Below are 23,727 nucleotides of genomic sequence, written 5' to 3' on the forward strand. Positions count from 1 at the left end.
CATGTCACGACTCTCACTCGACGGTGCCAGCTCCACCCGCCTCAACGTGTGGACCATCCTGGGCCTCGTTATCACCCCGCTCATCATCGGCAGCGTGCTCGTCTGGGGCCTCTGGAATCCTGCCTCCCGCCTCCCCGAGATCACCGGTGCCATCGTCAACAACGACGTGCCCGTGACGGTGGGCGAGCAACTCACACCGCTGGGCCGCCTGCTCACGGGCGAACTCGTCAACAGCGACGCCGAGGAGAATTTCACCTGGGTGGTCACCAACGAGGAGGATGCCCAGGCTGGCCTGGCAGACGGCTCCTACGCCACCGTGGTCACGATCCCGAAGAATTTCTCGAAGGCGGCGACCTCGTTCTCCGGCGATGCACAGGGTGCCGTGCAGGCCACACTCGATATCGCCACCTCGCCGCAGAGCAAACTGGTTGACTCGGCGCTGAGTTCCACCGTGACCACCGCCGCCGCCCGCGCGCTCAGCCAGCAGCTCACCGAAACCTACGTGGATAACCTCTACGTGGGCTTCAACACGCTCGGCGATAAACTGGGCGACGCCTCCACTGGGGCCACCACACTCGCGGAGGGGGCCACAAAACTCGGCGACGGGGCCACCATACTCGGCAGCGGGGCCGCCGAGCTCTCAACGGGCCTCAGCACGCTCTCTTCGGGTGCCAGCCAACTCTCCACCGGCGTCTCCGCACTCGCCGCCGGGGCATCGGGCCTCAGCTCGGGCATCACCACCCTGGCCGCCGGTGCGACCACGGCCGACACGGGCGCACAGGAGCTCTCCGCAGCACTCAACGATATGAAAACAAGCACGACGGCCCTGCCGCAGACCGTGGGATACCTGGCTGGCCAGGCGGGAACGTCCGGCACCGAGGCAGCCGGGATGGCGGCCTCCGCTGGTGCACTTGCCGCGGGCACCACAGGCGCGGCAAAAAGCGCCGCTGCGCTTGTGATCACGCTGCAGGAGCTCTCCACCGCGTGCGACCCGAACCTGGGTGCCGACTGCGCAGGCCTCGCCGCCGCACTCGAATCGGCCCGGGCTGTCTCCGCCTCGGCGGGCACCGCCAACATCTCGGCGGGCACACTCGCCGCCACCGCCGTGACCCACGCCAAGACGGCGGGCACCGTCGCCGCTGTGGTGGGCACTCCAGACTCGGCCACCCCCACCCTCGCGAGCGGACTGGTCACCCTGGCCGGTGGCATCAGCAAGACCGCCGACGGGGCCGCAACGTTGTCAACGGGCGTCACGAGCCTGACCCAGGGCATTGGCCAGCTCGGAACCGGTGCCAGCCAGCTCTCCGCGGGTGCGACCACCGCCGCGACGGGTGCGGGCAGCCTGGCTGTGGGGGCAACCTCAGCACAGACCGGAGCGAACGCCCTCGCCACGGGGGCCACGGGCATCGCGGACGGCGCAACGTCCCTCTCCGGCGGGGCAAGTACCCTCGGTGACGGCCTCGGCCAGGCGGTTGCGGGTTTACCCACGACCACGGATGCTGAGCGCAGCAATCTCGCCTCGGTGGTCGCCAACCCGGTCACGGCAGGGTCCGCCACGGCCAGCCTGTTTGATGCCTCCGGAGTCCCCTTCTTTGCCACGCTCGCCCTGTGGGTGGGTGGCCTGATCAGCTTCCTGCTGCTCCGTGCCGTGCCACGTCGCACGCTCACGGCGGCCCAGCCCGCACTCACAATCGCGTCCCGTGGCATCGCACCCGGCCTGATCGTGGGCGTGTTACAGGGTGTGCTCGTCGCTGGCGTGATGCAGTTTGCCCTGAGCCTGAACCTGCTGGAGTGGCTCGGCTTCGCCGCGTTTGCCGCGCTGACCGGGGCCGCGTATGGGGCGGTAAACCAGGGCCTCGTTGCCGTTTTCGGTGGGGTCGGCCGGTTCGTGTCGATGGTCATCACGGTGCTGTCGCTGGCGGCCGGTATCGTCTCAACCGTGCCCGAGGTGTACACCTCGGTGCTTTCAGCACTACCGCTCGCCGCCGGGATTGACGGGATGCGCGCCATCGCAAACGGGACAACCGGTGCCTACCCGGCCGCCGCCGCGCTCATCGCGTGGCTGCTCGTCGGCTGTGCGCTAACGCTGTTCACTGTGGTCCGCCAGCGCTCGATGCGCTTTGCGCCGGCCCGGTTGGCGGCACTCGCGAGCTAGTGGTCCACTCCTGAAGGCGGTGGCCCCGGAGGGTTTCTTCGGGGCCACTTTCATGGATGATTACCGCAGGCTACCGCTACCCGAGGGGCTGCGTAGAGATACTCTGCCTGATCGCGTTCACCGTGCACCCCCTCCCCGAAAGTGTTAAGTTATGACTGAACAACACACTGTTCGACTCCTCTCGACCAGCGATAGCACCCTGGGAATTGTGAAAACGAAAATGTCTTTATTTCCAAGCGAAAATCCAGCAATCTACGCAGAAGAAGCAGCGATGGTTGACGCGGGTGAAGTTATCGCGAGCGCTCTCGAAGCGTCTGGTCTCAGTAAAAGCGAATTAGCTGCCAAACTCAACGTGAGCAAAAGCGAGATTACGGCCCGCTTAGAGGGCGAGAGAAACATCACGGTAAGAAAATTAGCGGCAACGCTTCACGCAATGGGGTTTAGTCTCGGGCTCAATGCCACCGAACCCATGCCAGACCCGCATCGGCAAGCGTATATGTCCTGGACATCATAGTGCCCGTTCCAACTACTCCGTTAACCAACGACGGAAGAACGGCTACCACACGTCCGACTACCTCAGGAAGGTTGCAGCATGACCACTCCCGTAGAGAGCTCTTTCTTCGTAGAAGAGGTGCGAGTACTCGGCGTGGAGACTGAGACGTACGAAGACAACACCGAGTACCCACTCGCGACTATTACCGCTTTCACGTTTGATGGTGAGGCTACGACCATCAACACGGAACGCGAGTAGGCCCGGTATGGCTGCTGGCCTGAGCGGGATTCATCTGCTCATCATCATCGGAGCGTTTCTGGCCTTTGGCGTACCCCTCATCTATAACGTGCGCCGCTCCATTCGCCGGTGGAAGGCTCGCTTTCACGGTACAGACCCGGATGCCAGGCCCGCCGCTCCTGCCAGCCCGGCAAAGCCTCCCGCACGGCGTTGGTATCGCCGAGCCTCGAACGAGTAGCGGGGTTCTCCTCCACAGGCGGTCCCCACCTCGTCCTCTGCCCAAATACCTCACATCCGTGGTGGCACTCAGAAACTGAGACCGCCGCCTCCCTATGATGGCCCCATGAGCCAGATATGGACCTCGGACACTGTGAGTGCCCTTCGCCAGACTGTTGCGTGCCCCCGCTGCGCCGCGTATCTCAGGCAACCCGGCTGGTGCACCCAGTGCGGGGCCGATCTGGGCGGGGCACCCGGCGTTGCGCTGCATGAGGCATCACTGGCGGCAGCCGCAGCAATTGAGCGGCGACAGGAGCTGATCAACCGACTTCCCGCGCATGTAACCGCCACTGCAGGGCAACAGGCCGGGGCACAGCCACTCCCAACCTCACAGTTTCCGCGCGGGCGGCTACCGCACACCTCACCGGCTAATACCCCCGCACGCTCGATCAGTCTGCAATCGGTACTCGCGGTCGCCGGGGCTAGCCTCGTCGCGGTCGCCGCCTTCGTCTTCACCTTCCTCAACCCGGAACTCACCAATTTCGCCACCCGCACCACAATCGTGGCGGTCATCACGGCCGTTTTCCTCGGCAGCGCCTGGCTCATGACGCGCGCCAAACTGCAATTCTCGGCCGAGGCTATCGGTGGCCTGGGCATGGTCTTTGTGGCCCTCGATATCTGGGCGTTCTCGACTCTCGCCGCACCCGCCATGAGCGCGTGGGTACTCGATGGCATCGGCGTGCTCGTCAGCTCGGCGGCACTCGTGGCGCTCGGCTATATCATTCGCCTGCGCACGTGGGTGTGGACGGGATTCCTGGGATTCCTGAGCACCCCGGCCCTGTTCTCCGTCGCCGGCTCCGAGAATTCCTCAGCCTTCTGGCTTCTGGCCGTCTTCGCGGCGGGCCTCGCGCTCCACCAGCTCGCCAACCGTCTCGGTCCCCGCTTCGACTCCCGTCTCAGGGCCGAGCGCAGCACCGCCACGGTCGTCCACATCATAGCCACGCTGTACGTACTCCTTCGGATCACACTCTTTACTCACTTCGACAGCAACGCCCAGCACATCCTCTACAACGCCGCCGTCCTGGCCATCCTGGCCATCCTCACAGCCCTCGCCGCCCGCACCCAGCTGCGCCGGATGTGGATGTTCGCCAGCGCCGCAGCGGGGGTCACCGCCGTCATGATGCTCCCCCTCCTGATGGATAGGCTCTCCCTCTACTGGCCCGCACTCGTCCCCGCGGCCGGGGCCCTCGCCCTCACGCTCCTCGCTGCCACCCCCCTGCCCGGGTGGATGACCCGCCCGGTGACACTCGTCGGTGGCTGGAGTGTCCTCCTCGCCATCGCGCTGTGGCCACTTGTCATCGTCCTGGAAAATATCGGTCGTCGCGGCGCAGACACCCGCCTGTTAGACGGTCTCACGGGGGCGCTCGGCGTCGCCGCCGCAGCGGCGGGCACGGCGGCGCTCTGGGCTCTCGCGCGACGACAGGCCGACACCGCGAGGCTGGCACACACCGCCCTCATCGTGGGACTGTGGGTGGCCATGACCGCCCTGGGGTCGGTGACCGCCTGGGCGGGCTTACCACCTGTAGCCCAGGCCATCATCGGTCTGACGGCGGCGGTTACCCTGAGCCTGATCGTAACCCGCTGGCCTCGGGTGTTGCGAGCTTCGGGTTCCGTGCGAGCACCGATCATCGTTGCGGCCCACCTCCTCATCCTCCTCGTCGTCTCCCTCGCGACTGTTGAGACGTGGCTCGTCGTCCCCTCCGGTATTGCCGCACTGGCCGCGCTGTATGCGGTCGCCCGCACCCTCCCCCGGCCGGAGCGCACCACCCACCTCGTTGTCGGGTACTCCTATGCGCTCAGCCTCTTCGCCTACGGGATGTCCCGGCTGGGCCTCGAATCTATCGCCGTGCTCTGCCTCACCACAGCCGTCGCGTTGCTCACCGCTCTTGCGGCCACGCTTCTCCCCCGGGTGCGGGCAGCCTCCTGGTGGGCCATCCTCGCCGTCACGGCGGCACCCTTCCTCATCGGGATCGCATCGGTCATTGCGGTGCGCAGCGGATGGACGGCTCTCTCAACGGCCGTGGCCTGTGCCCTGGCCGTGACGCTTCTCCTCTCGCAGCGCCCCGGGCTCACCCTGTTTGTTCGCGGACTTGCGGCCAGCCTGATCGTGCCCTCGCTCGCGGTTGTTGTGGTGTGCCTAGGAGCCCAGGTACTCACCGGCAGCGCTTCACCGGTCATCCTGCCGGTTATCGCGGTGATCGTAGCCGTTGCGTTACCCCTCACCGGGCGGATCCAGTCCGCCCTCTCGGCACACGGTATTGCGGAGGGCGAGGCGCGCGCCGCCCGCCTCGCCCTCGAAATCTCGGCCCTTGTTACCGCGGCCATCGCCGTGCTGCTGGCACTCGCTCGCACGGCCGCGGGATTGGGAACCACTTTCATTGTCTTTATCGTTCTGGGCCTGGGCGCGGCAGCCACGGGTCTGTTTGCGCACCGTCGCTACGCCTGGGGGGTCACAGGGGTCAGTTTCACGGGTGCGCTGTGGAGCCTCCTCGCCCTGTCGAACGTGACGCTCGTCGAGCCCTATGTCCTGCCGCCCACACTCGCGGCGGCCGTAATCGCGGCGATCCTGGTCGCCCGCGGGGCCAGTGGCCTGGGCATCCCCTCGCGCACCCTCTATACGCTGGGTCTCACCATCGCACCCCTGCCCTCCCTCGGCTTCTTGGCTTTCTGGGGTGCCGAAGCGGATGGCTCAGGAACCTGGCGAGCCCCCACCCTGCTCGCGACCTCGGTTGTTCTGATTGTGCTGGCAATGCTGCTGCCGCACTTCACCTCGCGTCTCGCCCCACTACAACGTCCCACGCTCGGCGTCGCCGCCCTCACCTCAACAGCCGGGATGATACAGTCTCTGCGACTCGGCTGGGGACTGGACCCGCTGGCCGTTGATCCCCCGCTCATCATGGGGCTCGCACTGGGCTTTAGCATCATCGCGGCCGCGCTGGCGGCCGGTGCGAGCCGGATCGCCGCTGGGCTCCCACCCGAGCACACCATACGCCGGCCGAGGAGTCTTTCGGAAGCTTCGACCCCGACCGCCGCTCTCGCTGTGCCTCACAACGCCGCAACCACCGGGCTCACGTTGACCTCCCGCTTTCTTGGCTCCCGCTGGCTCTACGCACCGGCGCTCCTGCTTCTCACACTGGGGCCAATCGCCGCCATCCGACCGGGGTGGTTCCCCATCTGGACCCTGTGGACACTCGCCTCTGCCCTCCTCTGCCTCATGATTGTCACGGCAGCCAGGGCCCGCACCCGCCCGGTCTCACTGCCACCCGTGTGGTTCACGTTTGTGCTCGCGTGGGTCACGGCCGTCGCCGGATGGAGCGAGCGCGAGCTGCGCGTCGAGACCTTCTCCCTTCCCCTCGGCCTCGCGCTTCTCACCGTGGGCATCATCGGGCTGGCCCAGACGGATACCGCCCGGGCCAGCCGAGGAACGCTCACCTCCTGGCCCATCGGTTTCACGGGGTCGTGGCCTCTGCTCACCCCCGGGCTCCTCGTCACGCTGATACCGTCAATGCTCGCGACGGGAACGGACCCACTCACCTGGCGCGCTATCCTGGTGCTGGCCCTCGCGCTTGTCGCAATTTTTGTGGGTTCCCTCCGCCGTCTGGGTGCCCCGTTCATCATTGGCCTGATTGTGCTGCCGCTGGAAAACGTGATCGTCTTTGCGGTCCAGATCGGTCGCTCAATCGGCGCGACCCCGTGGTGGATCACGCTCGCGACGGTCGGCGCGGTTCTGCTCGTGCTCGCGGTCACCTCGGAGCGCCGAACGGAGGGCACAAACGGGGCGGCGGCGCGGATGCGCGACCTCACCTAGGGCCGTCACCACAGCTCCCCGCAGACCCGCAGACACCCCGACAACACAGAAGAAGCCGCGGGTGCCTCCCCCCAGAGGGCACCCGCGGCTGGAATGTGGGGGCGGGGCATCCGCTACGCAGCCTTCCACGCCCGTATCGCTGATGCTCCCGCCGGAGGATAACACCCCCGCAGATAGTGCGACCGAGTTACCCTGGCTGAACCGGAGGAAGAGAAAATATGTGAGCCGGGCCCCTAGACACACACAATGCGCCCGTTCTTCAGGTCATCCGGCCGAACTCGTCTCGAGCCCCGCTTCGTTAACAAACATACCATGCACCCAGCTAACTTCACAGCCAACGAGGCATGGTTGGATGTTTTATCACTGCCGGACGGTGAATTTGACCAATTTACCAGCGATTACCACCACTTCCCTTGGCTGGATTTTTGCGATACACTAGATACCGACCACATAGTCAGATTTTGATCTGATCAACCGGTCCACAAACGTGATTTCCTGCCCCAAACTGGAAATCACCATTGAGAGTGTGCCCTGGGGCGCTTCTGCGCCGAACATCACAGAAGGTTTCCCCAACGACATCCCCTGTCGGGTCACGCTCTCAAAATCCCTAAAATACAACTGAGCGGTTGTGATGCACCACTCGGTTTCCCCACGGTCGTGGGAGGAAGATGTTGGCTCTCTTTCTCCCACGACCGATTCCCTTAACGGGGCCTCGGCCTCCTAGGTTGCCAGTTCGTACTGCTCGGCCGCGAGGGAGACACGAGCTCCCGCAGGATTACAGATACACTCGGCGACCACCACATCCCGCTGAGTGAAGGTGATGGTGAGCGAGTCGGCACCCGACTCCACGATGGTGGCCTCAATCCCCGGGGAGAATTCGGCAAACGAGGTGAATTGCAGCGAGAGATCAATCAGCTCACGATCGGGGAAAACCTGCTCATAGAAGCGGTTGGAGGCATCCACGAAGGCAAGACCGGGTACATGGTCAGTGAGGTGGTCAAAAATAAAAGGATCGCGAACATTCATCCCAACCAGGCACGGTTCTACCCGATGCTCGGCCATACCCCACAGCAGGTCACGTCGATATTCGGCGTCGGCGAGGCCAGCCGCACTCAAAGCCCTGCGGCGCACGGCTCGATACTGGCTCGGCGTCAGGCAGCGAAAGACCCCGCCGCCCGAGGCCACCTGCTCGCCAGTGGGAAGTTTCAATACCATGTCGAGGGCAAGGGAGGTGGTGCGCCCGTTGCGGACGCCGTGATCGACAATCGCAACGGCCACCACCAGATCAAGGGACGACCACGGCTCCAGCTGAGGGGAGGTTCCCGCGGACCACCGAATCCACGCGTCATCCATAATAAATGCGTTATCGTAGGGCACCTCAAAACCCACGTGGGCGACAGATAGGCCCAATTGACGCACGGCCTCCAGGGCCAGAATGAGGGGCACGTGGCCCCTCCGGTCGACCACACGAGAGTGGCCGGGTGGGAACTGTACTCCACATTCCCAGGAGCCGGAACCGTGCCGTGAGACACTGGTTACCAGAACCTCTGAGTTTGCCCGCTTGTGGACAAGACGACGATCGACAAGTCTGTTAAACGCGGGGTGCGCTGGCGCTTGGGCCAGGGGGGTTTCGGAATCCATACAATATTTTTACATACTTTGCGGCTAGTCAAATTAATTTAAGGTGAAAACGGCAATGAAAAGAATCGAGCAACGCGAGCGAACCAAGGCGGCCCTGTTAGATGCCGCCGCGGAAGAGTTCGAGGCCCGCGGGTACATCGGCACGGTATTGAGTACCATATCCGACCGTCTGGGACTGACAAAGGGCTCTCTGTACTTCTACTTTCCCACCAAAGCGGAGCTCGCGGCGGCCGTCGTCGCCTCCTACTTTGAGGCGTGGGAGCCGCTCATCCGGGAGTCACGCAAAGAGCACCGCTCGGGCCTTGCCGCACTCATCTGGCTCTCCTACCGGGTGGCTGATCAGTATCGGGACAACATCCGCATCCGGGCTGCGGCACGCCTGGTTCGCGAACGCGAATTGATTGATGCGCCCCTGCCCGAACCCTACGTGGACTGGATCTCCAACGTACAAATTTTCCTGCGCGAGGCCCAGGAGAATGGTGAGGTGGCGGCCGACCTCCCCATCGAGTCCCTCGCCTGGCAGATCACCGCCACGTTCTTCGGAAACCAACAGATCTCCAACGACCTCAACAACCGCCAGGATCTGCGCCAGCGAGTTGACGACATGTGGTTCTTCTTCCTCCGGGCCCTCAGCCCCAAGAACGTTCCGGCCACACCGCACGTTTCCGCCACCACCATCGCGGCAGCCACGGCCGCAGACAGCATCACACCCTCCACAATCATCGCCGCCACCTCCGACACCACCGGGGCGTAGGCGGGCAGTCGGCACGGAACGAGGGGGCGTTCCAGTGCCACACACCAACGGCGTGAGCCCGAGAGTCGCACTCTCTGGAAACTCACGCCGTTGGCATAGGTGGCGGGGCTAGCTCTTAACCGACCCACTCATCAGACCACCAATAAAGTACTTACCCAGGATGATGTACACCAGCAGCGTCGGCAGCGAGGCAATCAACGCCCCCGCCATCGCCGAACCATAGTTCGCCAATTGGGCCCCCTGAGCGAGGTTGTTCAGGGCGAGAGAGACCGGGCCGCCCGAGGTATCCGACAGAAACATCGCAAACAGGAAATCGTTCCACGCGCTCGTAAACTGCCAGATGATCGTCACGACAAAGCCGGGCAAGGATAGGGGCAAGACGATTGACGCATAGGTGCGCAGCATCCCGGCCCCATCCACCCGTGAGGCCTCCATCAGCTCCATGGGAATACCCACGTAGTAGTTGCGGAAGATCAGCGTACAGATCGGCAAGCCGTAGATGATGTGAACGATCAACAGGGTGGAAATATTGCTGGGCATCCCGAGCGTGGTTTTCATCTGCACGAGCGGCGTCATAATGGCCTGGTACGGGATGAACATGCCAAACAGGATGAAGGTAAATACCAGGTCAGCGTGCGGAAAACGCCAACGCGAGAGCACAAAACCGTTCATCGACCCCAGCAGGCTGGAGATGAGCGCCGCGGGAATCGCCAGCAGGAAGGTGCGACCCAGCGACGGTGCCAGAGCCGTCCAGGCGGCAGACCAGTTATCGAGGCCGGTGGGGCCACCCGGGGCGGCAGCCTCCCAGGGCCAACGCACCGGCAGCCCCCACGAGGTCGCCGGGTTGACATCGGCCGGTGGCTTGAGGCTCGTGACAATGAGCACGTAGACGGGTGTCATCACGACGATCACGAAGAGAATGAGAAAAATGTACTTCGTTGTACGGCCGAAACGACTCTTCGTGCCCACAACCGGCTGCTCGCCGGAGCCCTTCTTCTCAATTCCGCTCGTGACGGCGGGTTCCATTGTGGTGGTCATCGCGTTTCCTTCTCAGAGCGGTTGGTGTAGATCAGGTAGGGAATGATCAGCACGGAGGCCAGGACCAGCAGGATCGTGGCGATTGTGGCCGACTTAGCGTAATCATTCGAGGTGAGTGTGACCCACATATACGTGGCGGGCACCTCGGTCTGATAAATCGATTTGGTGATCGACATAATGAGGTCAAACACCTTGAGTGACATGTGGCTCACGATAATGAGCGCCGAGAGCGCCACCGGGCTGAGCTGGGGGAAGACCACGTAGCGGTACAGCTTCCACTCGCTCGCACCGTCCATGCGGGCAGCCTCGCGCAGCTCCTCCGGGATGCCGCGGAAGCCGGCCAGAAACAGGGCCATGATATAGCCGGAGAGCTGCCAGATGGCGGGCATCGCAATAGCCGCCATCCCCCAGACGGGCTCGTTCCACCACGAGTTTTGCAGGGCACCGAGGCCCATGCTCTCGAAGATGCGGTTGAGGCCGGAGGCACGATCACCCTCCGCGCTGTTAAGCAGCCAACGCCACACCACACCCGAAGCCACAAACGAGATAGCCATCGGGAAGAGGTAGACCGAGCGGAAGATACCCTCGGCGTTGACGCCCTTGTCGAGCATCCAGGCCCAGATAAAGCCGAAAATCATGGTCCCCGCAATGAACACCACGGTGAAGACCGCGAGGTTAAGAAGGGAGTGCAGGAACCGATCCTCCGTGAGGAGTTGAATGTAGTTGTCGATGCCCACAAACTCCGTGGCGGGAGTGAGGCTGTGACGATTGGTCGTGGAAACCTGGATGTTCGCGGCAATGAGGCCGTACACGAAGATCCCCAGGATGATGATTGTGGGGGCAATCAGAAGAAGCGGAGGCCCCCAGTTTTTGATTCCCTTGCGCACGATACGGCTCCTTTGGGTAGCGAACAGGAATGGTGGGCGAGGCCGGGGCCCCGCCCACCATCACGGGAGGGGGTGTTTAGCCGAGGGCCTTATCAGCCGCCGCGACCAGGGCGGTCACGAGAGAGTCCTGGTTGGTGTCGGTGCCAAACTTGCCCACCGCAGAGGAGATATCGGTTGACCAGGCCACGGGGGCCGCGGCACCGTGGGCGAGCGAGCTCACCACGGTGTCTTCCTTGAATGACTTCATGGCCGTCTGCTGGTAGGCGGGGTAGTCGGCCGGGTCAGCATCCGTGCGGGCCGGAATGGACCCCTTAGCCAGGTTGAACGCCTTCTGACCCTCGGCCGAGCTCACCGTGGTCAGCCAGTCCTTGGCGGCCGTCTCGTGCGGAGCGCCAACGGGCAGGGTGAAGGAGTCAGCGAGGAAGTCGAAGATCCCCTCGGTGCCGGGGGTGGCCCACGTGGTGTACTCGGTGCCATAGGTTTGGCTGGCCTGCGTGAACGCGGCCTCAGCCCAGTCACCCATAACGTTGTAGCCCGCGTTGCCGTCGATCACAATCTGCGTGGCGGCATCCCAGTCGAGACCGGCGAAGTCGCTGTTAGCGTAGCCGAGCAGCTGGCTGTACTGGTCAACCGACTTCTTCACGCCATCACTGTCCCACTTGGTGGTGCCATCCCACAGGCCCGAGTAACCCTCGGCACCCAGGTTAGCGATGAGCACGTTTTCGAAGAGCTGCATCTGGGTCCACTCGGTGCCGAGAGCCAGGGGCGTCTCGACTCCGGAATCCTTGAGCTTCTTCAGATCAACCAGCCACGCGTCAATGTCGGCGGGGGCTTTCTCGGGGTCGATACCGGCCTTCTTCAGCACCTCGGTGTTGACCCAGGTGACGTTGGCACGGTGGATGTTGCTGGGCACAGAGTAGATCTTGCCGTCAACGGTGAGCCGCTCGATCAGGTCGGCGGGGAATGCCTTATCGAGACCCTGATCGGTGTAGAAGGAGCTGAGGTCCTGCACCTGGTCGGCCGCGATGTAGTCGGAGAGCTCGGCTCCGGCGTGCGCTTGGAAGGAGTCCGGCGGGTTGTCCGCCTCCAGGCGGGATGCCAGCGCGGCCTTGGCGTTGGAGCCGGCCCCTCCGGCAACCGCGGCGTTGATGAACTCAATATCTGGGAACTGCTTGGCGAACTCGGCGGTTAGTGCATCCAGACCCACCTTCTCCGAGCCTGAGGCCCACCAGGTAAACACCTCAACCTGGTTCTTATCCGACGCCTTCTCGTCGTCACCTCCCGATGATGAGCACCCGGTCAGGACAAGCCCAACAGCCGCGATGCCTGCGATCAGAGACAATCTTTTGCGCATGGTTTTCCTCCGTTGGAAATTCAGTTGCTGTGCCGGGCAATCCCCCGGTCTGTTACATTCAAATATGAAAACGTTACCAAACACAAGTGACAGCTCTCACTTTGTGTGCCCTGGTGGCTAAAACGTTACTTTCGGCTCGGCGGGATTTCACCCGAACCCCGCGGGATGAGCGTGGTACCGAGGATCGTGTGCCGGGGCGGACCGGTGTCACCACCGATGCGGCGGAAGAGCTGCTCGGCCGCGGCCCGCCCCATCTCGGCCGGGTGCTGCGCCACGACCGTCACGCCGGGGTGCAGGGCGTCGGCGAGCTCAAAATCATCAAAGCCGACGAGCGCCGGGCGGGTATCCCACCCCGCCATCACACGCAGAATGGCAACCGTGGAGCGGTTATTTCCCGTGAACACTGCGGTGGGCGGGTTGTCGAGGGCGAGCATCCGGGCCACTGGTGTGCGGAAATTCTCGACGCTCGGTGTGGCCGAATACACCAGTTCTGGGTCGTAGCGAATCGCGGCCGCGTCAAGAGCGTCGCGGTACCCGGCAAGGCGTTGGGCGGCCGTATGTAGTTGGCCCCTGTCGGTCACGCAGGCAATGCGACGGTGGCCGTGCCGGATGAGATGGGCCACACCGCGCGCAGCCCCGCTCCTGTCCCCGGTGAGCACCGTATCCGCCTCAATGCCGCGGGGCGGGCGGTCAACAAAAACCATGGGAGTACCCGCATCCATCTCCGCCTGAAGATAGCCGGTCTCCTCGGTGTCTGCCGGGGTGACAATGAGGCCGTCAACCCGGCGGGCACAAAACTCGAGCACGAGACGACGGGTGCGCTCAGGATCTCGGGTGGAGGAGGCGCTGAGGAGGAGTGTATTGCGTTCCAGGCTATAGTTCTCGACGGCGTGGGTGAGGTGCGAGAAGAACGGGTCAATCACGTTCTCGATCACAAGACCGATGCTCTGAGTTGCCCCCACTCGCAGTTGCCTGGCCGAATCATTCCGACGAAACCCCAGTTCACGAATAGCCTGAAGCACGGCCGCGGTCTTCGCATCGCTCACCCTGTTGTCTCCGTTGACCACCCGGGACACCGTGGAGAGACCCACCTTCGCCAGCGCGGCCACATCTTTCATCGTGGCCCGCGGCTGACCACGGGAGGCAGATCCTGCGGTGTGAGGGGACGTTCGAGTCATTGATTTTCACCCATCGAGCGTTCGCGATCTGCCCCAATGCAGCCGCGGTATCTATGGGAACGTTACCAAAAAAGGGGTCACGGATGCGAACTGCGGGGCGGGGCGGTTGTTTCTCCGGGGACTGCCACGAGGGCGCGCACAGCCGACGTAGACTGCCGTGGTGATATCCGAGACGAGCGCCACCCCACCCGCTACACCCCGGTTCCGCCGGGGCAGCACGCTGGGATACACGTATTTTGCGCTTCAGGCCGCGGCCGGGGCGCTGTGGTGGCTAGCGGTTTTCTCTTCCGCGTGGGTGCGCGAGATGACCCTCGGCGGGTTGGATCCCGTTGCGCTTGCCCTCCTCGATATTCCGTTATTTGTTGCGGCTTCCGGGCTCGCTGCGGCCCGCATCCGACCGGCACGATGGGTCGTCACGCTCTGGGCAGCGCTCGTCACCGCTGGGCTGGCCTGCTACGCCACCGTTACCGGCGAAGCAAGCTGGGGGGTGCTCCTGATGCTCACCGCAACGACAGGGAGCCTGGCGGCAAGCCTCCTCGTGACCCACGGACGGCTCCCCACGGAGTGGATCTTCAACGGACCGTTTGCATTCCACACCGCACGCCCCGCCGGAACACTGCGCCACCTGGGGCGAACGGGGAGGCAGATCGTGGTGTTCTGGGGCCTCTGTCTCGGGGTGATCCCGCTACTGATCACCTTCCTGGAACGCCGCTGGGGTCTCGCCATCGCGGTACCCCTCGCCCTTACCACCGCCGGAATCGCGCTGTTCCTCATCGCAAGCGCCCTCGGGATCTGGTCTGCCGTCACCATGTCCACCCGCGGAGAGGGCACGCCGCTCCCCGCCGCGATGCCCCACCGGCTGGTCGTTGCCGGGCCGTACCGGTACGTTCGGAACCCGATGGCTGTCGCCGGCATCGCCCAGGGAGTCGCCGTGGGCCTCAGCGCCGGCTCGTGGCTCGTAGTCATCTACGCGCTGTGCGGGTCGTTGGTCTGGAACTGGGTGATCCGTCCGCGTGAGGAGGCGGACCTTGAGGCCCGGTTTGGGAATGAGTATCGTGACTATCGTGATCGTGTCTTCTGCTGGGTTCCCCGGAGCAGGTTCACGCCCGCTTGACAACATCGCACCGCCAGAGAATAATCCGCCACATGCTGAATAAATCCCCCGCCGTCCAGATTGGGGAGCTGACGGTGGTCCGCGGCCGCACCACCGCACTCAACGACATCACACTTGATGTGCCCGCGGGACACATCGTGGGGCTGATCGGCCCCAGCGGATGCGGCAAAACAACACTCATGCGCGCCATCGTGGGCGTGCAGCGGATCACCTCCGGTCGAATCACGGTGCTGGGCGAGGCGGCCGGGCACCGGTCACTCCGCTCGCAGATTGGCTACGTCACCCAGGCCCCCAGCGTGTACGACGACCTCAGCGTGCGCGACAACCTCCGCTACTTTCGCCGCGTGCTCGGTGCCCCCGCGAGCGACGTTGACCGCGTCATCGCCCAGACCGGCCTCGGGCCGCAGGCCGACTCCCTCGCCGAGTCCCTCTCCGGCGGCCAGCGCAGCCGCGCCTCGCTCGCCGTTGCCCTGATGGGCTCGCCACGACTCCTGGTCCTCGACGAGCCCACCGTGGGGCTCGACCCCGTACTCCACAATGACCTGTGGGATATTTTTCACCGGCTCCGGGATGCCGGGATGAGCATCATCGTGTCGAGTCACGTCATGGACGAGGCGAGTCGCTGCGACGGCCTCGTGCTGCTGCGCGACGGCCGGATGCTGGCCAGCGGCTCCCCCGCGGCCCTGCGAGAACGCACGGGAGCGGCATCCATTGAGGAGGCCTTCATCGACCTGATCAACGAGCAGAGCACGGGAGACACACGATGAGCCCCACCCGCACCCTCGCGACGGCCGGTCGCGTGCTCAACCAGGTGCGCCGCGACCCGCGCACGATTGCCCTGCTGCTCGTGGTACCCAGCCTTCTGATCGGCCTGATGGCCTGGATTTTTGTCGATACCACCACCTTTGAGCAGGTCGGTCCCGCGATGATCGCCCTGTTCCCCTTCGTGGTGATGTTCTTGGTCACCAGCATCACAACTCTGCGCGAGCGCCGCTCCGGCACGCTCGAACGACTGTTGACCATGCCGATGGGCAAGGCGGACTACATTCTCGGCTACGCCCTCGCCTTCGGGCTGCTCGCCATCGTGCAGAGCGCCATCGCGGCGGGTCTATCGCTCTGGCTCTACGGGCTTGAGATTGTGGAATCCGCGTGGCTGCTGCTCGTGGTGGCGATTGTTGACGCACTCCTCGGCTGCTGCCTGGGGCTGCTCGCGAGCGCGTTTGCCCGCACCGAGTTTCAGGTGATGCAGTTTATGCCGGTGTTCATTTTTCCGCAGATCCTGTTGGGTGGCATCCTGGTGCCCCGCGACCAGCTACCCGAGGTGCTCCGTGCGATCTCGGATTGGATGCCGCTGTCCTACGCCGTGGACGCGATCAACGCCGTGTCAACGGGAGCCGAGGATGCCGGATACATCTGGCTACGCATCCTCATCATCGCCGCGTTCACGGTGGGCTCGATTGTGCTGGGCTCACTCACCCTGCGCCGACGCACGGCGTAGGGCTTCTATCCGCGGTAGAGCGCCTCGAAAGTGGAGATTGTGCTGTTGATGTCGTGCACCTTCACGCCGTCAAGGGAGGCCTTCTGCATGGCCAGGTACCGCTCGGGCGGAGCCGTCAGCACGCGCGTGAGCTTCTCGGCAAGGTCGTCCGAATCGCTCGGTTTGAAGAGGTAACCATTCTCGCCGTCGTGCACGAGGTGTGGCAGTGCCATCGCGTCGGCACACACCACCGGCAGACCCGACGCCATTGCCTCCATCGTGGCGATACTCTGCAACTCGGCAATCGACGGCATCGCCCACACCGACGCGTTGGTGTAGAAGCCGAGCAGTTGCTCCTCACTGACCCGGCCGTGGAACGTCACCCGGTCGGAGAGTCCCAGCTTCTGCGAGAGCGTGCGCAGGTTGTGATCCTGGTCGCCGCCACCCACAATATCGAGAGTGGCCCCGAGATCAGCGGGCAGTTTAGTCATGGCGCGCAGCAGCACGTCAATCTGCTTCTCCGAGGTGAGGCGGCCCACAAACAGCACGCGATTCTCGCTGCGCGGCTCCAGCCGGGCGGTGTAGTTGGCTGCCTCAATGCCACAGCTGATCGGGATTACCCCCGTGAGCCCACTGTGTAATTCGAGGAAGTCGGCGGCCTTCCTCGTGGGCGTGGTCACCGCGGAAGCCGTGTTGAAGACGCGGGCAGCGGACTTCCACTGCACGCGCACAAACCAGTCTTTCCAGGCGTTCGGGATGGTGGCAAAGTCGAGGATGTTCTCGGCCATAACGTGATTCGTGCCGATAATGCGGATGCCCCGCTTCTGCGCCTCTATCGCGAGCCCCCGACCAATCACAATGTGGGACTGGAAGTGCACAACATCGGGCTTTACCCGGTTGAGCACGGCGCGGGCGCGGGCGCGGGCCGTCCACGGCAGCACAAAACGCAGCCAATCGTGCGGGTACCAGCGCCAGCTCGCCCAGCGGTGCACTTTCATCCGCTCGCCCTCGATGGACTCGGTGAAGACACCCGTGCGGCTGTGCGTCACGGAGGGTGCCACGATGTGCACATCGTGCCCGCGGGCCACGAGACCGGCGGCCAGGCGCTCGGCGAATCGGGCGGCCCCGTTGATATCCGGGTAAAACGTATCGCAGCCGATGAGGATACACAGTGGTGCCTCGGTGGGTGGGTGGGATGCTGGTGTGTGTGGTATTTGGTTCGTCACAGTACTTGTACTTCTTGATATCGAGCCGGCCTGGGGAATTACCCAGACCTGCTGAGTCTACCGTGCTGATCTGCACAGTCGGAGGCGCTGGCATCATACTGTGGTGCCATATTTTCCGCCCGCAGGGTGGGGCGGGGCGGGGCGACCGGGTGACTTTTGTCTCCCCGGAGACCAAAAGGGGTACAGACGACCACAACCACCGGCAGTATGAGCATCTTTTGATGTTGGCTTATATGCCCCATATACTCGGGGCTATGTTTAGGGGGCCGGACAATTTAGCCGGTGTCAGTAGTGCCCATAGCGTTTAGCGAGACCGCAGCCAACACCCTCATCACCACCGCGGAAACCGCGGCGTTGGTGCTGCGGCAGCAGGCGATACCCAGGAGCGCAGCCGTGACTCACGCCATGACCAATTTCTCTGGCGGCTACGCGAAGCTCTTCACGACCGCCGCCGTGACCGAGGCCGAAGACCGTGCCCGACTCGCACGGATACGAGAAGAATTGGCCGAGCAGGTCACCGAGGTGAAACGGGTTGCGCAGAAAGAGAACGAACGCCTCGACGCCCTGGCGGCGTGGGAGGCCCGGGAAGCCGAACGGGATAAAGACCCGTACCGGCTCCCGTCAATCACCCGCGGGAGCCCGTTAGATGCGGACCCGAAACCGTCAGATTACCCGAACGCACCACCCACGGTATCCGCCGCGTTCAGTCCCCGAGACCGCAGACGCATCACCGGGGCGGGTGCTGGCGCTGTCGGTGGCACATCGTCGGCAGACCCGGCCCGGTTGCGGTATTTCGTCACGAACTCCGGCACGCACAACACGGCGATGACGAACGAACAGGTACGGGTGAAGAGTGCGTGGGCGGCGTTTACCGCGTCCTGCTCGTGGGTGCCCACCGAGGCGGTGACATTCATTAGCGGGTTTGAACGGCTCATAACGGAGAATACCGACGACGCCACCTGGATCGGCCACGTCGCCGACGCCTTCGAGAAGGCCGGGACAGGTTCACTGAGCGACTTCGACGTGGCACGAGCCGTTGACCAGAACCGACCAGGCACCGTTGAAGCGTTACTCGTGGGCGGAAACCTCACCCCCGAGCAGGTCGCCGCCGCCTGGGAGCTCCTGGCAAACAACCCGAACGTGGATACCGATGCGCTCCTACGGAAGTATGCGGATGTCTTTGGGTCGCTGGATGGGCTACCCGCCGCCGCTCGGGTGCAGGCGAATCAATACCGCGCGCCGGGGCTACTGAAAGCAGTTGAAGCAGAACTAGCCGCGGCGCGCCTTGGACCAGGATTGAACGACCGCCTGCACTGGTGGTGTCATAGCGTGGTAGCAACAGGGAGGGGTGTTGCTGATGTTTCCGCGACGGCAGTTAACGTTTCAGGACAGGGCAGAGAACGCGGTTGGGCTCAAGCGTGGGTTGAGTGATCGTGAGATTGGTGAGTTGATCGGTCGTGACCGGTCCGTGGTTTGGCGTGAGCGTTCCCGGAACTCGTTGGAAAGCGGCCGGTATCGCCCCCGTGAGCGCGGATGTGCGGGCGCAGCGTCGGCGTTCCCGTCCGCAACAGCATCGTATTGACGCGGTACCAGCATTACGGGCCCGGGTGCGGGCTGATCTTTGGGCGTCCAGGACGCCGCGTCAGATCGCGGGGAGGTTGCGTGTGGAGGTCAGGAACGGTTGTGTGGGACTCATGGAAAACTCACCCACCGCTGAGGGACTAACGGTGTCTCACGAAGCGATCTACCGCTGGATTTATGCTCATCCGAAAGGCGAGCTCGCCAGAGAGGGCATCCTCCTGCGATCGAAACAGACGAGGCGGAAGCGGCGGGTTCCGCCCGGTGAACGCACCGGAGGGCGCATTATCGGGATGGTATCCATAGATGACCGGCCCGAGGCGGCTTCTGACCGGCGGGTGCCCGGCGCGTGGGAAGGAGACCTCATTATCGGAGCACACGGTTCAACCGCAGCCGTCACGTTAGTGGAGCGTCACTCCCGATACGTCATCATCCTCGGGCTTCCCGAGGGAAAGAACGCTGACGGAGTCGCTGATGTCCTCATCGACCGGGTGAGTGATCTCCCGAAGCATTTACGGGGCTCGCTGACCTGGGACCAAGGAACCGAGATGGCCCGTCACGCGCAACTCACACTCGCGACCGAACTCCCCGTGTACTTCGCGCATCCCCGGTCACCCTGGGAACGCCCGAGTAACGAGAACACGAACGGACTCATCAGAGAATATCTCCCCAAAGGCACCGAGATCACCTCGCACCAACCCTACCTAGACGCGATCGCTGACGAGCTAAACAACCGACCCCGACAAACGCTCGGGTTCTACACACCCAAAGAAATCTTCCAACAGCTACTCACCAAACCAGTTGTTGCTACCACGAATTGACACCACCAGGGACTCACCTGGCAAGAAGCGAAAGCCAGCACACAGAAAATTGAATTGGAAATCGTAGAAACGATTCCGAAAGACATGGTTGCGAGGGTCGTACAGGATGGAACTGGAATACTCCTGCGATGCGGTGAGACACAGCAAAACTGGAACGGTGCCACTACCGTAACAGTAGTGGCAGGTATTGAAATTGAAACAGCCATAAAGGCAATAGAGAACCACTACCAGAACAGCGAATTCACTGTTGGGAACCGACTGGATGTCTCGGGCCATTACGAAGTTGGGCTGGTAGCCCCAGACGAAATGGAAAACTACCTCATTGGCGAGGACGATCCGAATACGATCCGAATTGATTCGGGTTCTACCTGCTTCACGCTCCCGGAGGGTGTCTACCCGGGCGGAACGTTCTGACCCGGTGCGACAGGTTTGCCTCGGCCCTACCCCGGCCGCCGCGTCGAGGCGGTCACCGTAAACGTCCTGTCCCGAGTCACCTGGCGCGTGGGGCCGATGGCTCGCTCCAGCGCAGGCCGGTAACCGAGGTGGCTGTTGTACACGGTCCACAGCTCACCGCCGGGACGCAACACCCGCGCCGCGTGGGCGAACAGCTTGTGGGCGATCCCCGCGTGCACGGTCGCCCCGATGTGGAAGGGCGGATTCAGCAGGATCAGGTCGGCCGAGGAATCCGGCTGCCCGTCAAGCCCATCGTCCCGCACGACCGTCACCCGGTCGGCCACACCGTTGTGCTGGACGGTCTCCCGGGCGGAGAGTACGGCCGCTGCGGAGTGATCGGTGGCGATCACGGAGACCACGGGCCGTCGCCGGGCCAGCACCCCGGTGCCACAGCCCAGGTCGATCACGCGGCGAGCCGACGGCAGGGCCCCGTCGATCACGCCGAGCAGTAGACGACTGCCGGGGTCAATGCGCGGCCCGCCAAAAGCCGCGCCGTACGCCCAGACCTCAATGCCGAGGGCACCGTCCACCCGACGACGGGGGAACGGGTCGGTGGCGGGGATGCCGGGGAGGGCATCCCGGGCCACCAGGAGCCGAGATTTCTGCCGCGCCCGGCTAGCCAGAACCGACCCGAAGTGGCGTCCGAGCACATCGTTCATGGCGAGGGTGAGGTGTTTGAGGCGGCCACCCGCGTAGAGCGTGGCCCCGGGGGCGTGGCGCGCAACGGCCCCGGCGATCTCGTCGAGGGCGTCCAGGCTGCGGGGCAGCTGGAGCAGCACCAGACGGGCGCCTCGGAGCAGGTCGCCGCCGAGGGGGAGATTCTCGAAGCGCACCGGGTCGATCCCCACGCGCCCGGCGTTGAGGGCGAGAGCCCGCTCCCCACTCAGGCCGTCCTGGTGCACACGCAGCGGCTGGGTGGCGGTGGGGAGTTCGTGCAGCAGCCCCAGCGTCAACGCGCCGTAGCGGTCGCCAATCACCACGGTATCCCGCGCACTGAGCCCCGCCCACACCGCCGCAGTCTCGTCCAGGAGAAGGCGGTCGGTGCCATCCACGGCGTACAGGTTGGCGGCCTCCACGTCGGGAAAGCGACGCAGGGCCTCGAAGGGAAACGTCATCGGGGGGTGGGCCGCCAGACCACAATCTCGGTGCGGCGCTGCGTGCGGGTGCCGTGACGCATCGAGACCACATCACCGGCGGAACCGGCAGCAAACACGCGGCTGCCCGGGCGGTTAAGCAATTCGTCGCTGAGGGCCGTTTCGAGTTCACGCACACGAGCCTGTAGGCCCGTGACCTGGTTCTCCAGGTCGATGATGCGACGGATGCCCTCCAACGAGATCCCCTCAGCGCTCAGACGGGCAACCTCCCGCAACTGGGCGATGTCGCGCAGTGAGTATCGTCGAGATTTTCCCGCCGTACGCTGGGGCGACACGAGGCCAAGCCGATCGTATTGCCGCAGGGTCTGCGGGTGCATCTCGGCGAGCTCAGCGGCCATCGCAATAGCGAATACCGGCGAGTTCTCATCCATTCACCTAGGATACGCGGCCCCACAAATTTCCGCGCTCTTCAGAAGGAACTTGGCCGGCCCCAGAACACACAACGAATCTCGGTCTGGAGGAGCGTTCTCCCCCAGACCGAGATTCCCGATCGCACCCCGGGTGAGAAAACTCACCCGGGTCGGCTACTCTTCAACAGCCCGCGAAACCCCTACCGTTCCTCCCGGGAGGCAACGGCCGGATCGGACTCATCCGGGTGGACGGATACCCCCTCGCTCTCCGCGGCCGAATCCGCTACCGCCGCGGCCGCCCACTCCGCCTCATCACGCTGCCGCGCCGCCGCGCGCGACGTCCGCGTAACGTAGAACATGAGCGTCACGAGCAGCACCGCCGGGATACCAAAAACGAGCGTCATCTGGAAGTCCGGGATAAACACCGTCGTCACGAGAATCGCCACCATCATCACAATGCCCACGATGGTGAGTAACGGGTGGAACGGCATCCGAAACTCCAGCTTCTCGCCGTCACGCTTCACCTGCCGACGGAAGAACCAGTGCGTCACAAAGATCATCAGCCAGGTGAACATGGCCCCGAACATCGAGATCGCCATCATGAACGTAAACGCCGTTGCGGGCCAGATCACGTACACAATCGTTGCAATCGCGATCCCTGCTGTTGACGCGATCAGGGCGTTCACGGGTGAGCCGTTGGGACGCAGCTTGCCGAGCGCCTTCGGCGCTTCGCCACTCCGGGACAGGCTGAACATCATCCGGGTGGAGATGTAGAGCTGGCTATTCATCGCCGAGAGCGCAGCGATAATCACGATGAAGTTGAGTACACCATCCGCGAAGGGGATACCCACAAACTGCATGGCCGTCACAAACGGGCTACCCCCCGCCATCAGGTCACCCATCGGCACAATCGCCACAATCAGCGTGAGCGTGAGGAAATAGAAGATCACGAGGCGGAAGATGGTGGATTTAAACGCCTTGCGCACCGCCTTCTGCGGGTTCTCGGCCTCGCCCGCGGCGACCGCGATCATCTCGATACTCAGGTAGCTAAAGATCGACAAGACCACCGCAAACCACATCCCGCTGATGCCGTTGGGGAAGAACCCGCCGCCCTCAAAGAGATTCTGGAAGCCCGACTGCGGCCGGTTCGCGCCAAACACGATGATCAGGCCCACCACAATAAACGCCAGAATCGCAAACACCTTGATGCTCGAAAACCAGTACTCCAGCGTGCCAAACGCCTTCACGTTCATGGTGTTCACCAGAATCAGCGCACCCGCAAACACGATCACCCAGACCCACGGCGGCACACCGGGAAACCAGAAGCCCATGTACTCGCCAATCGCCGTCACCTCGGTGCCCACCGCGAGCACGATACACGACCAGTACATGTAGCGCACCAGGTACCCGGCGAGCGGCCCGATGTAGTGCTCGGCGTAGGCCCCAAACGAGCCCGTCGTCGGGTGTTTAATAGTCATTTCGGCGAGAGCCGCCATGAGTAGCAGGGCCACAATCCCACCGATGAGGTAGCTGAGGATGACGCTGGGCCCGGCAAACCCAATCGCAAACTTACTGCCCAGAAACAGGCCCGTACCGATCGCACCGCCGAGTGCGATCATCCCCATCTGTGCGGCGGTGAGCTGGCGTTTCAGCCCCTGCTCCCGCACCTGGATTTTCTTAAAATCGTTCATGACGACCTCCTTGTCGTGCAAAACACTGCGCTGGGGGGTGAG

At 63.7% G+C, this 23,727-nt stretch carries 20 protein-coding genes and 1 pseudogene; 12 read left to right on the forward strand and 9 right to left on the reverse strand.

The features are described 5' to 3' along the window. Window position 1 precedes the first annotated feature (1 nt). From FB466_RS04830 to FB466_RS04845, 5 genes are all read left to right on the forward strand, one after another. Entirely contained in the window at window positions 2-2,155 is a 2,154-nt protein-coding gene (locus tag FB466_RS04830) for a YhgE/Pip family protein (protein ID WP_141916295.1), read from the forward strand. Window positions 2,156-2,306: 151 nt separating this feature from the next. Next, window positions 2,307-2,669, forward strand: coding sequence for a helix-turn-helix domain-containing protein (locus FB466_RS04835; RefSeq protein WP_141916297.1), 363 nt, complete (start codon window positions 2,307-2,309; stop codon window positions 2,667-2,669). Window positions 2,670-2,747: 78 nt separating this feature from the next. Continuing rightward, the gene (locus FB466_RS13445; protein WP_170206030.1) at window positions 2,748-2,906 is read left to right on the forward strand and encodes a hypothetical protein; all 159 of its coding nucleotides are present in this window, start codon (window positions 2,748-2,750) and stop codon (window positions 2,904-2,906) included. 7 nt (window positions 2,907-2,913) lie between these two features. Continuing rightward, window positions 2,914-3,123 (forward strand): hypothetical protein, encoded by a 210-nt coding sequence (locus tag FB466_RS04840; protein ID WP_141916299.1) that lies wholly within the window; start codon window positions 2,914-2,916, stop codon window positions 3,121-3,123. Between the two features lie 105 nt (window positions 3,124-3,228). Continuing rightward, the gene (locus tag FB466_RS04845) at window positions 3,229-6,969 is read left to right on the forward strand and encodes an SCO7613 C-terminal domain-containing membrane protein (protein WP_141916301.1); all 3,741 of its coding nucleotides are present in this window, start codon (window positions 3,229-3,231) and stop codon (window positions 6,967-6,969) included. 720 nt (window positions 6,970-7,689) lie between these two features. Here the strand turns inward: FB466_RS04845 and FB466_RS04850 are convergent. Next, entirely contained in the window at window positions 7,690-8,610 is a 921-nt protein-coding gene (locus FB466_RS04850) for an AfsA-related hotdog domain-containing protein (RefSeq protein ID WP_141916303.1), read from the reverse strand. 55 nt (window positions 8,611-8,665) lie between these two features. Here FB466_RS04850 and FB466_RS04855 point away from each other — a divergent pair, with 55 nt between their 5' ends. Next, on the forward strand, window positions 8,666-9,364 hold the full coding sequence (locus FB466_RS04855; protein ID WP_141916305.1) for a ScbR family autoregulator-binding transcription factor: 699 nt from the start codon (window positions 8,666-8,668) through the stop codon (window positions 9,362-9,364). A gap of 108 nt (window positions 9,365-9,472) precedes the next feature. On the opposite strand, the gene FB466_RS04860 is transcribed toward FB466_RS04855, so the two are convergent. From FB466_RS04860 to FB466_RS04875, 4 genes are all read right to left on the reverse strand, one after another. Beyond that, window positions 9,473-10,402, reverse strand: coding sequence for a carbohydrate ABC transporter permease (locus FB466_RS04860; protein ID WP_246054525.1), 930 nt, complete (start codon window positions 10,400-10,402; stop codon window positions 9,473-9,475). After that, the gene (locus FB466_RS04865) at window positions 10,399-11,289 is read right to left on the reverse strand and encodes a carbohydrate ABC transporter permease (protein ID WP_141916307.1); all 891 of its coding nucleotides are present in this window, start codon (window positions 11,287-11,289) and stop codon (window positions 10,399-10,401) included. Before FB466_RS04865 ends, FB466_RS04860 begins: the two co-directional genes overlap by 4 nt. 76 nt (window positions 11,290-11,365) lie before the next feature. Then, window positions 11,366-12,643, reverse strand: coding sequence for an ABC transporter substrate-binding protein (locus FB466_RS04870; RefSeq protein WP_141916310.1), 1,278 nt, complete (start codon window positions 12,641-12,643; stop codon window positions 11,366-11,368). 125 nt (window positions 12,644-12,768) lie between these two features. After that, window positions 12,769-13,821, reverse strand: a complete 1,053-nt coding sequence (locus FB466_RS04875) for a LacI family DNA-binding transcriptional regulator (protein WP_211344750.1) — start codon at window positions 13,819-13,821, stop codon at window positions 12,769-12,771. 160 nt (window positions 13,822-13,981) lie between these two features. Here FB466_RS04875 and FB466_RS04880 point away from each other — a divergent pair, with 160 nt between their 5' ends. From FB466_RS04880 to FB466_RS04890, 3 genes are read left to right on the forward strand one after another with little or no spacing between them, the layout of a single operon-like run. Beyond that, window positions 13,982-14,935 carry a methyltransferase family protein gene (locus tag FB466_RS04880; protein ID WP_342777445.1) on the forward strand — a complete coding sequence of 318 codons (954 nt, stop codon included), beginning with the start codon at window positions 13,982-13,984 and terminating at the stop codon, window positions 14,933-14,935. Window positions 14,936-14,967: 32 nt separating this feature from the next. Beyond that, a complete protein-coding gene (locus tag FB466_RS04885; protein ID WP_141916311.1) occupies window positions 14,968-15,702 on the forward strand; it encodes an ABC transporter ATP-binding protein in 735 nt (244 codons plus the stop codon). Then, a complete protein-coding gene (locus tag FB466_RS04890) occupies window positions 15,699-16,433 on the forward strand; it encodes an ABC transporter permease (protein WP_141916313.1) in 735 nt (244 codons plus the stop codon). The genes FB466_RS04885 and FB466_RS04890 overlap by 4 nt, the downstream gene beginning before the upstream one ends. Window positions 16,434-16,438: 5 nt before the next feature. On the opposite strand, the gene FB466_RS04895 is transcribed toward FB466_RS04890, so the two are convergent. Continuing rightward, on the reverse strand, window positions 16,439-17,638 hold the full coding sequence (locus tag FB466_RS04895; protein WP_246054526.1) for a glycosyltransferase: 1,200 nt from the start codon (window positions 17,636-17,638) through the stop codon (window positions 16,439-16,441). Window positions 17,639-17,920: 282 nt separating this feature from the next. Between FB466_RS04895 and FB466_RS04900 the strand changes: the two genes are divergently transcribed. The 3 genes and pseudogenes from FB466_RS04900 to FB466_RS04910 all read left to right on the forward strand — a co-directional run bounded on the left by FB466_RS04900 (window position 17,921) and on the right by FB466_RS04910 (window position 20,451). After that, window positions 17,921-19,069: a hypothetical protein gene (locus tag FB466_RS04900; protein ID WP_141916315.1), complete on the forward strand. Its 1,149-nt coding sequence runs from the start codon at window positions 17,921-17,923 to the stop codon at window positions 19,067-19,069. Further along, window positions 18,996-20,037, forward strand: a pseudogene (locus FB466_RS04905) (IS30 family transposase). The gene FB466_RS04900 and the pseudogene FB466_RS04905 overlap by 74 nt, the downstream one beginning before the upstream one ends. Window positions 20,038-20,091: 54 nt before the next feature. Further along, window positions 20,092-20,451: a hypothetical protein gene (locus FB466_RS04910; RefSeq protein WP_141916317.1), complete on the forward strand. Its 360-nt coding sequence runs from the start codon at window positions 20,092-20,094 to the stop codon at window positions 20,449-20,451. Between the two features lie 26 nt (window positions 20,452-20,477). On the opposite strand, the gene FB466_RS04915 is transcribed toward FB466_RS04910, so the two are convergent. The 3 genes from FB466_RS04915 to FB466_RS04925 form a co-directional block, all read right to left on the reverse strand. Further along, the gene (locus tag FB466_RS04915) at window positions 20,478-21,605 is read right to left on the reverse strand and encodes a class I SAM-dependent methyltransferase (RefSeq protein ID WP_141916319.1); all 1,128 of its coding nucleotides are present in this window, start codon (window positions 21,603-21,605) and stop codon (window positions 20,478-20,480) included. Next, entirely contained in the window at window positions 21,602-22,015 is a 414-nt protein-coding gene (locus tag FB466_RS04920; RefSeq protein ID WP_141916321.1) for a heat shock protein transcriptional repressor HspR, read from the reverse strand. The genes FB466_RS04915 and FB466_RS04920 overlap by 4 nt, the downstream gene beginning before the upstream one ends. A gap of 179 nt (window positions 22,016-22,194) precedes the next feature. Next, a complete protein-coding gene (locus FB466_RS04925; RefSeq protein ID WP_141916323.1) occupies window positions 22,195-23,685 on the reverse strand; it encodes an amino acid permease in 1,491 nt (496 codons plus the stop codon). Between the last annotated feature and the right edge of the window lie 42 nt (window positions 23,686-23,727).

The sequence above is a fragment of the Klugiella xanthotipulae genome, assembly GCF_006716695.1.
Classification (GTDB): Bacteria; Actinomycetota; Actinomycetes; order Actinomycetales; family Microbacteriaceae; genus Klugiella; species Klugiella xanthotipulae.